General features: G+C 39.7%; 12 protein-coding genes and 1 riboswitch. Of the genes, 11 read left to right on the top strand and 1 reads right to left on the bottom strand.

From position 1 onward, the window contains the following. The first annotated feature begins 6 nt into the window (after positions 1-6). The 9 genes from CEQ21_RS10315 (at position 7) to CEQ21_RS10275 (ending at position 10,347) form a co-directional block, all read left to right on the top strand. Positions 7-1,737 (top strand): peptide-binding protein, encoded by a 1,731-nt coding sequence (locus CEQ21_RS10315; protein ID WP_185764534.1) that lies wholly within the window; start codon positions 7-9, stop codon positions 1,735-1,737. A gap of 240 nt (positions 1,738-1,977) precedes the next feature. Beyond that, on the top strand, positions 1,978-2,940 hold the full coding sequence (locus CEQ21_RS10310) for an ABC transporter permease (RefSeq protein ID WP_127741707.1): 963 nt from the start codon (positions 1,978-1,980) through the stop codon (positions 2,938-2,940). A 12-nt stretch (positions 2,941-2,952) separates the two neighbouring features. Then, positions 2,953-3,873: an oligopeptide ABC transporter permease gene (gene opp4C, locus CEQ21_RS10305; RefSeq protein WP_185764533.1), complete on the top strand. Its 921-nt coding sequence runs from the start codon at positions 2,953-2,955 to the stop codon at positions 3,871-3,873. A 147-nt stretch (positions 3,874-4,020) separates the two neighbouring features. Beyond that, positions 4,021-5,688, top strand: coding sequence for a sensor histidine kinase (locus tag CEQ21_RS10300; RefSeq protein WP_185764532.1), 1,668 nt, complete (start codon positions 4,021-4,023; stop codon positions 5,686-5,688). Further along, positions 5,685-6,425, top strand: a complete 741-nt coding sequence (locus tag CEQ21_RS10295; RefSeq protein ID WP_185764531.1) for a LytR/AlgR family response regulator transcription factor — start codon at positions 5,685-5,687, stop codon at positions 6,423-6,425. Before CEQ21_RS10300 ends, CEQ21_RS10295 begins: the two co-directional genes overlap by 4 nt. 153 nt (positions 6,426-6,578) lie before the next feature. Continuing rightward, positions 6,579-7,817, top strand: a complete 1,239-nt coding sequence (locus CEQ21_RS10290; protein ID WP_185764530.1) for an L-lactate MFS transporter — start codon at positions 6,579-6,581, stop codon at positions 7,815-7,817. Positions 7,818-8,080: 263 nt separating this feature from the next. Next, positions 8,081-8,740, top strand: a complete 660-nt coding sequence (locus CEQ21_RS10285) for a 5-bromo-4-chloroindolyl phosphate hydrolysis family protein (RefSeq protein WP_185764529.1) — start codon at positions 8,081-8,083, stop codon at positions 8,738-8,740. Next, positions 8,737-9,843, top strand: a complete 1,107-nt coding sequence (locus tag CEQ21_RS10280; protein ID WP_185764528.1) for a toxic anion resistance protein — start codon at positions 8,737-8,739, stop codon at positions 9,841-9,843. The genes CEQ21_RS10285 and CEQ21_RS10280 overlap by 4 nt, the downstream gene beginning before the upstream one ends. Positions 9,844-9,867: 24 nt before the next feature. Beyond that, positions 9,868-10,347, top strand: coding sequence for a GNAT family N-acetyltransferase (locus CEQ21_RS10275; protein ID WP_185764527.1), 480 nt, complete (start codon positions 9,868-9,870; stop codon positions 10,345-10,347). A 39-nt stretch (positions 10,348-10,386) separates the two neighbouring features. On the opposite strand, the gene CEQ21_RS10270 is transcribed toward CEQ21_RS10275, so the two are convergent. Continuing rightward, a complete protein-coding gene (locus CEQ21_RS10270) occupies positions 10,387-10,902 on the bottom strand; it encodes a QueT transporter family protein (RefSeq protein ID WP_185764526.1) in 516 nt (171 codons plus the stop codon). A 10-nt stretch (positions 10,903-10,912) separates the two neighbouring features. Beyond that, positions 10,913-10,957: riboswitch (PreQ1 riboswitch) on the bottom strand. 201 nt (positions 10,958-11,158) lie between these two features. Here CEQ21_RS10270 and CEQ21_RS10265 point away from each other — a divergent pair. Both CEQ21_RS10265 and CEQ21_RS10260 read left to right on the top strand, forming a co-directional pair. Then, positions 11,159-11,992 carry an SAM hydrolase/SAM-dependent halogenase family protein gene (locus CEQ21_RS10265; protein WP_185767217.1) on the top strand — a complete coding sequence of 278 codons (834 nt, stop codon included), beginning with the start codon at positions 11,159-11,161 and terminating at the stop codon, positions 11,990-11,992. A gap of 181 nt (positions 11,993-12,173) precedes the next feature. Continuing rightward, the gene (locus CEQ21_RS10260; protein WP_185764525.1) at positions 12,174-13,427 is read left to right on the top strand and encodes a M20/M25/M40 family metallo-hydrolase; all 1,254 of its coding nucleotides are present in this window, start codon (positions 12,174-12,176) and stop codon (positions 13,425-13,427) included. Positions 13,428-13,617 lie beyond the last annotated feature (190 nt).

Raw genomic sequence — 13,617 nt, 5'->3', positions numbered from 1 at the left:
ACGACGTTGAAAAAGAAAAATTGGTTACTTGTATTATGCTTGACGTTAGTGCTCGGCAGTATTTTGGCTGCGTGCAGCAACAGTAGTGATGACACGAACTCAGAGCCTGGAGAAGCAGTTGAGGGCGGCACTGTAACTGGTGCAATGGATACAGCACCTGCTGGATTATTTAACCCGATTTTTTATGCTGATGCATATGAGAACAATATCTTATCTTTAACACATGAAGGTTTATTAGGACAAGATGAAAACCTTGATTTCATTCCGAAATTAGCAAAAGAATGGGAATTTAACGAAGACCAAACAGAAGTTACATTCCACTTAGAAGAAAACGTGAAATGGCAAGATGGAGAGCCGTTCACTGCAAACGATGTCGTATTTACATACAAATCGATTGCAAGCCCTGGCTACGTTGAGGCTGGTGGTATTCGTACACAATATGTTGAAAGACTATTAGGCTATGAAGACTTCTCAACAGGCAAAACAGATGAATTCGAAGGTGTTGTTGCAGTTGATGACAATACTGTAACATTCAAATATGCAAATCCGAACGTGTTAGCACTTTCTGATTCGAGCTTCCCAATTATTCCTGAGCATATCTTTAAGGATATTGCGATCGCTGACATGCCTAAAGCTGCTGCTACAACAAAAGACGTTATTGGTACTGGTCCATTCAAATTGACTAATGTTGTAGAAGGTGAGCAATACGTTCTTGAGAAAAACGAAGACTACTGGCAAGGTGCTCCTAAGCTAGACAGCGTTGTTTGGAAGGTTGTAGACCAATCTGTCATCCTTGGTATGCTTGAAAGCGGCGAGGTAGATTTTGTTGCAGATCCAACTGGAATTCAAGCTGCGGATTATGAGTCAGTTGCAGCAAATGACAATGTTGAAATTGTTGAACAGGCAGACTTCGGTTACCAAGTAATGGGTATGATGGTTAACCATCGTGATCAAGGCGATACATCATTAGATCCATCTAAATGGACAGAAAACAAAAAGCTATCTAACCAAAAAGTTCGTCAGGCAATTGCGTATGCAGTTGATCGTGAAGCAATCATCAATGGCTTGCTTTATGGCAAAGGAGTAGTTCAGAACTCTCCGATTGCTACACAATTCTGGGCATATGATGATACAAACCCTAACCAATATAAGTTTGATGCAGAAAAAGCGAAATCATTGCTTGATGAAGCAGGCTATAAAGATACAAATGGCGATGGCTTCCGTGAAGATCCAGATGGAAATGAGTGGGTGTTGAACCTGAACTATCCATTAGGAAACCAAATTCGTGAAAAATCAGCACCAATCATTCAAGAATATCTTGAAGCTGTGGGCATCAAAATTGACTTGCGCCAGCCGAAACAAGCTGCTGCTTACTTTGAAGATTTAGAAAAGAACGCACAAGATTGGGATCTATACTTACTTGGCTGGAGCTTAGACAGCACAGATCCAGATCCGAGCGGCCTATGGTCTTCTAAAGCTGCTTACAACTATTCCCGTTGGAATAATCCAGAAGCAGAACAGCTTCTAGTGGACGCATTTACACCACCAGATGCATTTGAACAAGATTACCGAAAAGAGAAATACAGCGAATGGCAAGTGAAGTTCTCTGAAGATCTTCCAGCATTAATTCTATATGCTCAAAACAGCCTTTGGGCTTATAACAAACGTCTTCAAGGCGTTGATGTATTGCCATACTCATTCTTGAACAACACACATTTATGGAGTGTTACAGAATAATAGTTAGGTAAACGGGGGCTCCTGCTTTTCAAGTCCGTATCAAAACTGGATATTTTGCTGGCAAACTATTCTGTTACCGAGGTGCGGGCAATCTTAAAGGGGAGCCCTTTTCTCTTTATGATTTCAGCCAAATTTTGGTTCATTTCGTGTGGTGCTGCGGTCTGCACGAAATGAACCGAAAAAGGTTTAAAAACTAATTTATGACTTAATAAATACAACATTAGAAATGGAGGGGGAGCAATGTATAAGTATATTATTCGTCGTGTATTAGTGTTCATTCCAATGCTATTTGCATTGACGGTTATCGTATTTGGCTTAATGCAGGCGGCTCCTGGCGATCCCTTTACTGGAAAGCTTGATCCGAATGTAGACCCAGAAGTATACGAACAGCAAAAAGAAGCTTTAGGGCTTAATGATCCAATTTATGTACAATATTTCCGCTGGTTAGGAAATATCGTTCAGGGGGACTTTGGTGAATCAATCGTATATAAGGGGCGTGAAGTGACAGACCTGCTCGAATCGAGAGTCAGCAATACACTCACATTAGGAACCTTTTCTTTAATTATTACGATTTTATTTTCGATTCCAATCGGAATTTACTCAGCAAGAAAACCATATTCTGTGCTTGATTATTCTGTAACAACCTTTAGCTTCTTTGGACTGGCAATTCCGAGCTTCTTCTTTGGTTTGGTGGCAATTTATTTCTTCGCGATCCAGCTCGGCTGGTTTCCGTCGCAAGGTACGGTTTCAAGTCCGAATCTGCAAGGAGCCGAGCTCTTCTGGGATAAGCTTCACCATTTAATTTTGCCAGGGCTAACTCTGGGATTAGGTGGAATGGCTACATATACACGGTATATGCGTTCAGAAGTCCTTGATGTTCTGTCTGGTGATTATATTCGTACAGCAAGAGCAAAAGGGATGACCGAAAATACTGTATTGTACAAGCATACATTGAGAAATGCCTTGATTCCAATCGTAACATTGCTAGGTTTTGAAATCGGCGCCCTGTTGGGTGGAGCGATTATTACTGAGGGTGTATATCAATATCCTGGACTCGGGACATTGTTCATTAACTCTATTTCCAGCAAGGATTACCCTGTTATCATGGTCATTACTTTAATGATTGGTTTCTTTACATTATTGGGAAATCTGCTGGCAGATATCGGCTACAGCCTTGTTGACCCTAGAATTCGATATGAGTGAGGTGAATGAACAATGCAACTGAATCAACAAACGGTTGAAACAGAACCAAATCTACCTATTAAAGTAGAAGATAAAAAGAGTAAAACTCCTGGCCAAATTGCGCTAGGACGGTTTATGAAAAATAAATTGGCTGTTCTTGGTGTTATTGTATTAACGATTATCATTTTAGCAGTGATCTTCGCACCACTTTTAACAGACCAAAATCCGACCAAATCAAATTTGATGATGGTTGAGCATGGACCAAGCGCAGACCATCCGCTTGGAAATGATGGTTCAGGAAGAGACAATCTTGCACGATTACTGTATGGCGGCAGAATCTCGCTTATCGTCGGTTTCTCTGCAATGGTTTGTACATTGGTTATCGGTGTGCTGTTAGGATCTATTGCAGGTTATTATGGCGGCCTTGTTGATGCAACTATCATGCGTATCGCAGATATTATCATGATGCTTCCATTTATCGTTATTGCTTTGACAGTAGTTTCTATTATGCCAAAGGTGTCAATCGGCAGCTTCGTCGCCATTATAGCGATAACCTCGTGGCCGAACTTGACGAGGATTATAAGGGGAACCTATTTGTCCTTAAGGGAACAGGAATTTGTGCATGGAGCAAAGGCAATCGGAGCAAGTGATTTCCGAATCATCTTTAAGCATTTTATTCCGAATGCAATTGGACCAATTGTCGTTAACGCTACATTGATGATGGCAACCTATATTATCATTGAATCTGCAATGAGCTTCATCGGTTTTGGAATACCGCAGCCAACACCGACATGGGGTAACATGATTTCTGAAGCACAAAGCATTCGTATTTTAAGAAACAGCCCAGAGGCGTGGGTACCGCCAGGATTATGTATCTTTGTAACCGTGTTGTGCATTAACTTTATCGGAGACGGTTTGCGTGATGCTCTTGATCCGAAAAGCAATAAGCGCTAATGATAAAAACCTGCTGCAATTTAGGCAGGTTTTTTCGTTTGCGATAAAATGACAATATCGTTTCGGATGAAGCCGGCATTTTTTACTGCTAATATATAGTAGAAGATAAAAATACATAACATAATAGCAACTAGAGGGGGATTGTAGATGTACGCGTCAATGGAAATCCAAATGCTCATTCAATTAATTGAAAGGGCAGCATTGCTGCTTATTTCATTGTTTTTTCTATCAAGGGTGCCAAAATTTAAGGAGACGCTACAAAAGGAAAATCATTCTCCAACAGAATTGACACTGATAACCATTATATTTTGTGCTTTCGCATTGTTTGGTACCTATTCCGGTATTGAAGTGGAAGGCTCCATTGTTAATATCCGCATCATCGCGGTTATGTCCGGAGGGATTTTGTTTGGTCCTTGGGTCGGCATCATTACAGGAATTGTTTCAGGGGTTCATCGGTATTTAATTGATATAGGCGGCGTCACGTCTATACCTTGTTTAATTACGAGTATATTGGCAGGTATCGTTGCCGGCATAATTTATTTTCGTGTAAAGAAACAAAACAGGTGGGTATACGGAATAGCTGCCGGAATGATTTGTGAAGTGCTGACGATGGCGCTGATACTTGTGATGGCAGAACCCTTCTCATTAGGTTTGGACATTGTTTCCAAAATTGCGTTACCGATGATATTAGGACAAGTCAGCATTGGATTCATCGTGTTAATGATTGCAAGTGTCGAAGGCGAAAAGGAAAGAATTGCTGCAAAGCAGGCACAACTTGCATTAGGTATTGCCAACAAAACTCTGCCTTACTTCCGGTCTATTAACAGCGAATCACTCCACAAGATTTGCAGAATAATACAAAAGGAAATTAAAGCAGATGCTGTTGCCATTACAGATACAAGGGATGTTCTTGCATATGTTGGCTTCGGTGAAGAAAAGTATAAGAACGGTCATGAAATTATCAGTGGTTTAACAAAGGATACGATAAAAAGTGGCAAGATAACAATACGCAATAATATTGCAGACCATCATACACCGCAAATTCATTGTTTGCTCATTATTCCTTTAGAGGAAAGAGGTGTTGTGACTGGGACATTAAAGATTTACTATCGGAAGGCATATACTATTACACATACGCTTCAAACGATGGCGATTGGACTTGCTCAAATCATTTCGACATTAATGGAGGTTTCTCGAGTAGAACAAATTAAAGAAGCTGCGAATAAAGCCGAATTGAAGGCGTTGCAAACAAAAATCAATCCTCATTTCCTTTTCAATGCATTAAATGCCATTGCATCAACAACAAGACGAAATCCGGAAAAAGCCAGAGAATTAATCATCAGTCTGTCCGGCTATATGCGATATAACCTCGAGGTTGAAGATGAATTAATTGATATCCATCTAGCATTACAGCAGGTACATGATTATATTGATATTGAAAAGGCGAGATTTGGAAGCAAGCTGCAAGTTGAATATGATATTGACGATGTTCAAATTAAGGTGCCAAGTCTTCTCATCCAGCCATTAGTTGAAAATGCAGTTGTTCATGGCATTCTGAAAAGGAAAGCTCCTGGTCTTATCACTATTTCTGTCAAGGATCTTAATAGCAGTATAAGGGTCAGTGTTGAAGATACAGGGGAGGGCATTAAGGCAGAAATCATCGATCAGCTATATCGTGGTGAAATGTCATCAAGACATATAGGTTTGGCAAATGTCCATGAAAGAGTGAAGCTGATTTATGGAACAGGACTTGTTATTGAAAGATTAAATCCAGGCACAAAAGTATATTTTGACATTACAAAGGAGAAACGATGAGAGCGATTATAGTAGAAGATGAAATTCCAGCAAAGGAAGAACTGGAATATCTAATCGAAACACATAGTGGAATTGAAATTGTCGGGACATTCGAGGATGGGCTGGACGTATTTAAGTTTTTGCAGGAGGAGGAAGTGGATGCGATCTTTCTGGATATTAATATCCCTTCCCTAGATGGGATGCTACTAGCAGGCAATATTAGCAAATTTGCCAAGAAACCGTTTATTATTTTCACCACTGCCTATAAGGAGCATGCCGCCCAAGCATTTGAACTTGAGGCATTTGATTATATTTTAAAGCCGTATGATGAAAAGCGAATTGCAGCGATGCTGAAAAAGCTCGAAGCTGCCTTTAAGAAGGACCGTAGTAATGAAGGAGAAAAGGAGCCTGTCATAGAGCAAGGTACGAGCAGGAGAATCAACCTTCGTAAAAATGAAAATATCATTGTAACAGACGTTAATGATATTTACTACGCGTCTGCAAGTGAAAAGGTGACAATCGTTTTTACGAAAACAGACGAATTTATGATGCCGATGAGCATATCAGAGTTTCATGCAAAGCTACCAGAGGAGCTTTTCTTCAAGTGTCATCGTTCTTATACGGTGAATCTAACAAAAATCCATGAAATTGTTCCTTGGTTCAACCATACTTACATCTTAAGATTAAAGGATATTAAAGGAGAGGTTCCGGTAAGCAGAAGCAAAATAAAAGAATTCCGACAAATTATGCAACTATAAATGCTATTCATTCCGGATTATGTGCAATTCATTCTGAAAACGATTTTATAATCTGTTTCGGAGGTATAATCCTCTTATAAAGAAAACGCTTAAACTTTCAAGTTAAGAGTTTGATATAGGAAGAAACCGAAACAAGGAAAGAGGAGATTTCAGATGAAAAACCGCACAGAAAACCGGCTATTAATAGTAATCGGTACTATCATTGTTCAAATGGGTCTTGGTACAATTTATACATGGAGCTTGTTCAATCAGCCGCTTGTTGATGCATTTGGCTGGAACTTAAGCTCTGTAGCCATAACCTTCTCCATCACTAGCTTCGCATTGGCATTTGCCACATTGTTTGCAGGTAAGCTTCAAGATAAGTGGGGGATTCGCCGCTTAGTCGCAGCAGCAGGTGTCTTGCTTGGTGCAGGATTGATGCTGAGCTCTCAAGCATCATCACTTGGAATGCTTTATGTTCTCGCCGGAGTGGTAGTCGGCTTTGCAGATGGTACAGCATATATTACGACATTATCAAACTTAATTAAATGGTTTCCAGAGAAAAAAGGTCTTATTTCAGGTATTTCAGTAGGAGCATATGGTACAGGAAGTCTTTTATTTAAATATATTAACGGATATTTCATTAGCTCATTTGGGGTAACTTCTACCTTCTTATTCTGGGGAATCATCGTGCTGATTATGGTAGTCGGCGGTTCATTCCTTTTGAGAGAAGCGAAGGTCGCTTCAAGTGCAACTACAGCAAATGGAGTCCAAAAGGATTATACAGTAAAGGAAATGCTGAAAACAAAGCAAGCATATCTATTATTCGTTATCTTCTTTACAGCATGTATGAGTGGTCTTTACTTGATTGGTATCGTAAAGGATATCGGTGTTAGCCTTGCAGGACTTAATGCTGCAACAGCAGCAAATGCAGTCGCATTAGTCGCGATATTTAACACAACTGGCCGTATCGTTCTTGGCGCATTGTCTGATAAGGTCGGCAGATTGAAAGTTGTTTCAGGCGCGTTGTTCGCAACTGCCATTGCTGTTGCAACATTAAGCTTTATTCCATTGAACTTCCCAATCTTCTTCGCCTGTGTCGCAACGATAGCCTTCTGTTTTGGCGGAAACATCACTGTTTTCCCAACAATCGTCGCAGACTTTTTCGGATTGAAGAACCAAAGTAAAAACTATGGTGTCATTTACCAGGGCTTTGGTATAGGAGCACTTGCAGGATCGTTTATCGCAGCAATATTAGGAGGATTTATTCCAACATTTATTATTCTAACAATTCTTTGCATCATCTCCTTGGTAATTGCGGTAACAATTAAACCACCATTCCAAGGGAAAAAAGAGCAAAAGTCAAACCAAAAGCTGCCTAATATGCAGCCACATACAAGAACTGGTTTGTAAAAAGCTAAAACCCGCTAAAGAATCTTCTTTAGCGGGTTTTTTGTGCATGTTCATCTATAAATTCGTATATGCATATAATAGAAGTAACTGATTACCGTCTGCTAAATTCAGTCTTAAGTCTTAGTTGAGATTCCTTTTTAAGTCTATGGAAAAAATATTGCTTATCCGTTATTGTAAAAGAATAAGCGTAATATAAATTGAAACCTTTTTCACGAATAGTTCGTATAAAAATAATAAGGACGAAAAGTCAGGAGTCGATCAGATTGAACTCATTTTTGCTATTTCTCATCCGAACGGGTGTCTCCCTGCCAACTGGAGTTATTACTTGGTTTGTATGTATGTTTGCCTTTAATCAAGACTTTTTCATGTCGGTTGTTTATGCAGTGGCTATCGGAACAGCAGCATATTTCATCACAGATGGAGTGGCATCCCACAGGTTTTTGAAGAAGCATGCCATGACGAGGAAGGAATATAAATTCATTCAGAAGCAGCTAAAAGAAGCAAACGTCAAAATAATGCGGTTGAACAAAGCAATGTTTCAAATCCGCCACTTTCCATCAATAAAGAAAAGAATTGATTTTATAAGAGTTACAAAAAAAATCTATCGTTTGACGAAGCAGGAACCGAAAAGATTCTATAAAGCCGAAAAGTTTTATTATGCCCATTTGGATTCAGCGGTCGAAATAGCGGAAAAATATGCTTTGCTGTCTGCACAGCCAAAGAAAAATTATGATTTGCAGGAAACGCTGTCTGAAACGAGAATTACATTAGAGAAGCTTTCTTTCACACTGGAGGAGGATCTTCATGAAATTCTTTCAGATGACATTGATGACTTGCATTTTGAAATGGATGTCGTGCGTCACACTATCGACCAGAAAAAACTAGACAATAAGCCAATTGATGAAAGCAGGAGGTTAAAATGACCGAAAGGGATGAAAATCTTTTAAACGAAAACCAACAAAATAGGTCTGAAGAAAAGGCGAATTCACATCGCCTTTTTCCTGTTTTGTCAGATGATGAGATGATCAAGGCAAAGGCACTATCAGACGGACTCGAATGGTCGAGTCATCATGCCCTCATTCGGTTCGGGCATGATGCTCAAAAGCAGCTTTTATCTTTTTCACATAATATGATTGACCATGTTCAAAAAAAGGATGTTGGAGAAGTGAGCAGCATCATGAAGGATTTGATGGCACGGCTTGACGATATAAATCCAGATGAATTATCTGTAAAAAAACAAGGATTTTTCGCTCGCATCTTCAAAAGGTCTCAAAGCTCAGTGCAGGAAATTCTCTCGAAATATCAAAAAACAAGTGCACAAATTGACAGGCTGAGTGTAAGACTAACAAGAAGTAAAAACCTGCTAATCTCTGATATTCATTTGCTTGAGCAGTTATATGAAAGCAACAAGCAATATTTCCATGACCTAAATATTCTTATATACGCAGCAGAAACGAAACTTGCACAGGTTAAAGAGCATAAACTCCCTGAAATGAGGAAGCTTGCAGTAGAGCTGCAGGATGAAATGAAAATGCAGGAAGCAGAAGATATGGAGGACTTCGCAGACAGGCTGGAAAAAAGGATATATGACCTGAAAATCAGCAGACAAATAACGATTCAAACAGCGCCGCAAATCAGGCTTATTCAGAATACAAATCAAACTGTCATTGAGAAGATTCAGTCCTCGGTTATGACTGCTATACCTCTTTGGAGAAATCAACTGTCGATTGCATTAACATTATTGAGGCAGAAGCAATCAATGGAAACGGACAGAAGCATACGGAATGCTACAGGAAATATACTCGACAAAAATACAGAAATGCTAAAGCAACATGCTGAGGGAAGCGAGACACAGCAGCAATTGCTTGAAATTGCAGAGCTGAAGGACACACATAAAAGACTGCTGTCTGCTATTGAAGAGACAATTGCCGTTCAATTAGATGGTAATCAGACAAGACAGAAGGCAGAAACTGAACTAACTACGGTTGAACAGGAATTGAAAACTGCATTACACTCAGATAAATAAGCTAAAGTCAGGGGGCATAAAAAGGTGGAGGCAGTGCTTAAAATCGTCCAATATACTAGTAATGACCGCCATTTATTCGAGAATTATCAGTTAAAGTCAGGACAGGAGGGTCTAACAGCAATGCCTCTTGAGGCAATTGAACAATGCAAAATAGATTGTGATAGATACCCGTTCATTATATTTGTCGGAATGCTGCCTGCTGGTTTTTTTGTTCTGCAAAAAGGGAATGGGGTTTTGGGGTATCATCAAAACAGCAAGGCGATATTGCTGCGTGCATATTCAATTGGAGCAAGTTTTCAAGGTAGAGGCATTGCGGGGGAAATGTTAAAGCAGCTCCCTGTTGTTGTTAAGGAAAATTTCTCTTTTGCTGATGAAATTATCCTCGCCGTGAACAAAGAAAATGCTGCAGCACAGCATGTGTACAAGAAAGCAGGCTTTATAGATAAAGGATTGCGTGCTGTCGGTAATATTGGAGAACAGCTTATATTGCACAAGAAGATATGAAAAAAATCACCCTAATTTAGTTAAGGTGATTTTGTTATATTATTCTTTTGAATACGTTCTGTTTGATTCTTCTATTAATGAAGCGAAGTTAACTCGCTTATTGATGAAATAGATGATTGGAACGCCGATTGCTAGCACGACAAATTCGCCTGCCGCTGTTGTAAGCCATGTAAAGAGGAATGGCAAACCAAAGGCTAAATTCAGCTCGAACGCTATGATGAACATCGTAAAGGTAAATACGATTGTGTTAATAATCATGCGTTTAATAATGTCTTTGACATAACGGCCAATGACGATAGTAATGAGCAAGCTGATAATCGACTGACCGACACCGAATACAAGGTCGTATGCAACCATTGGCGAAAAGAATAAATTAGCCAAAAATACCCCTGCGACAATACCGTAAATGTATTTCTTGTTGAAAACAACAAGATGGTTGAACATTTCGGATAGTCGAAATTGCACATTCGTAAAGCCAAATGGGGCAATGGCAACAGTAACTGCAATATATAATGCTGCGATAACACCATTAACTGCAAGTGTTTTAGTTTTCATATTTTTTGTCTCTCCCTTAGTTTTTTTACGTGGGATGGTTACGAACCACGTCATGCAAAATAGTATGAAACCAAACAATAATGCTACAGTAAAAAGGCTGTGTGAGTCAATATATTTTTATCCTTAAAATAATGGTGCAGCAGTGAAATATTGGGGTTGTGGCATATAATGTTTTTCCAGCTACATATAATGATAAATACTTGCTAAACATTAGAATGGAACCAAATATGCACATATTGCAGCTTTGAGAGGAATGATGAGCATGAAAGCATTAGTTCTGCAATCTGATTTTGGATTAAGTGACGGTGCCGTTTCGGCAATGTATGGGGTTGCCAATTCTGTTCAGCCTGATTTGCGTATTTTTGATCTGACACATGATATACCTCCCTTCAATATATGGGAAGGCTCCTATCGCCTTTTGCAAACTGTTGCTTATTGGCCGGGAGGGACTGTATTTGTATCAGTAGTGGACCCAGGTGTCGGTTCTGACAGAAAAAGCATTGTTGCCAAAACAGCAGAGGGGCACTACATAATCACCCCAGACAATGGCACGATTACACATATGCTAGAAATAATACAAGAGGTTCGTATTCTGGATGAAGGAAAGAACCGACTTCCGAATAGCGGAGAATCTTACACCTTTCATGGCAGAGATATTTATGCATATACTGGTGCAAGACTTGCCTCAGAACAAATTAGCTTCAATGACATAGGTCCATTAACAGATAAGCAAGCACTTGTGACATTACCGGTGACAAAGGCGAGTTCAGATGACAGAAAGCTCAATGGAATTATTGAAATCCATGATAACCGGTTCGGTAATATCTGGACAAATATTCATTCTTCCCTAGTAAAACAAAGCGGAATAAGTTACGGAGATTTATTGTCAGTTTCAATCTATGAGGGAAAAGAGGAAATTTTTAGAGAGCAGGTTTTATTTGGTCACTCGTTTGCCGACGCAGCCATTGGTGAGCCAATTGCGTATTTAAATTCTCTCCATTATTTCAGTATTGCCATCAATCAGCAGTCCATGGCAAAGGCATACCAGCTTGGAACAGGAAATAGCTGGCGTGTGGTAATAGAAAGCTGACATTACTGCTTATAAACACTATCTCTTTGGCAATTATTTCACAGTTATACCAGACATTAATTTGTTTGGTTTTTTTCTTTAAAAAAAAAGAGATTGTAACTTATGGTATTTATAGAATATTTAGAATATAATAAAAATATACTATTTTGCAAGACGAAATAATTGAAAGAAGGGGTATCATTTGAGAGAGAATGTTGCTGATTTAAAATCAAGTGGGGTATTCGAGCAATTGCTTGAGTATTCGCTCGTTCAAAAAGGGCTGGAGTATTTACTAGAGGATGCTGATGCGACACTAGAAGAGCAGATTGAGCTAACAAAAATCCCTGCACCTGTCTTTATGGAGGATGAAAGAGGCCGGGTCTATAAGTCGAAGCTTGAGCTTTTAGGGCTTGCTGATATTCAAACAGACAGGCATGGCAATGTGTTTGGAACACGCTATGGAACTGGCAAAGGTCCGAGAATTTTTGTATGTGCCCACTTGGACACCGTTTTTCCGAATGGAACAGATATTATTGTCAGAAGAGAAAATGGCAAAGTATATGCGCCGGGAATTTCTGATGATGGCAGAGGGCTTGCAGCAGTATTAACTTTAGTGAGAGCGTTCAATGAGACAAACATCCAAACAAATGGCGATATTATCTTTGGAGCAACTGTAGGTGAAGAAGGACTTGGCGACTTAAGAGGAGTTAAGGGCTTGTTTGCGGATAGGCAGGATATTGACGGCTTTATCTCCATTGAACCAGGTCATCCAGAGCGAATTACATATTTGGGAACAGGAAGCCATCGTTATCACATTACATACAAAGGCTCAGGCGGCCATAGCTTTGGTGACTTTGGCATTCCAAGCCCGATACATGCACTTGGCAGGGCAATCAGCAAAATTGGAGATTTACAGACACCCCTTGAACCAAAAACTACATTTAATGTAGGCACAATCACAGGAGGAACTTCTGTAAACACGATAGCGGAAGAGGCGAGCATGATGCTCGATATGCGCTCCAATTCTGCAGAAGAGCTAATCCGTCTTGAGGAGCAGGTCATGAATATTCTGCAGACGGCAGCAGAAGAAGAAAATAATCGCTGGAAAAGCGAAAAAACCTCCATTGAAGTTACCATTAACCAAGTCGGCGACAGGCCGGCAGGAACACAAAGCCCTGCTAGTGAAATCGTCGAGACATCTATTGCGGCAGCAGCTTCCCTTGGATTAAACCCAGTACTCTCACCAGCCTTCAGCACAGATTCAAATGTACCAATCAGCCTCGGTATTCCCGCAGTAACATTAGGCGGGGGCGGCAGTGAAAGCGGCGGATTCCATACATTAGAGGAATATTTTGATCCAACAGACGCACATCTTGGCCCGCAAAATATCTTTTTAACCATATTAGGCCTTGTTGGAGTTAAAGATGTAACAGCACCCCTACTTTCAAGTAAATAATAGAAAAAAGCGGAGAAGCTATGTTTCTCCGCTTTTTTGTGTTGAGAAGGGAGGTTTTTACACATTTTCTAGACAAACTTAAAAAAAGTTTTTTCTCGACTTATTCCTGACACATTACTTTTATATTCTATTACTTGTAAGAGGCACAAGCCTATTGGAGCTTAAGAAAAAATGCAAGTCTAGCATATAA

The sequence above is a fragment of the Niallia circulans genome, from assembly GCF_007273535.1.
GTDB lineage: Bacteria > Bacillota > Bacilli > Bacillales > Cytobacillaceae > Niallia > Niallia circulans_B.
This window is presented reverse-complemented; position numbering and strand designations above follow the sequence as displayed.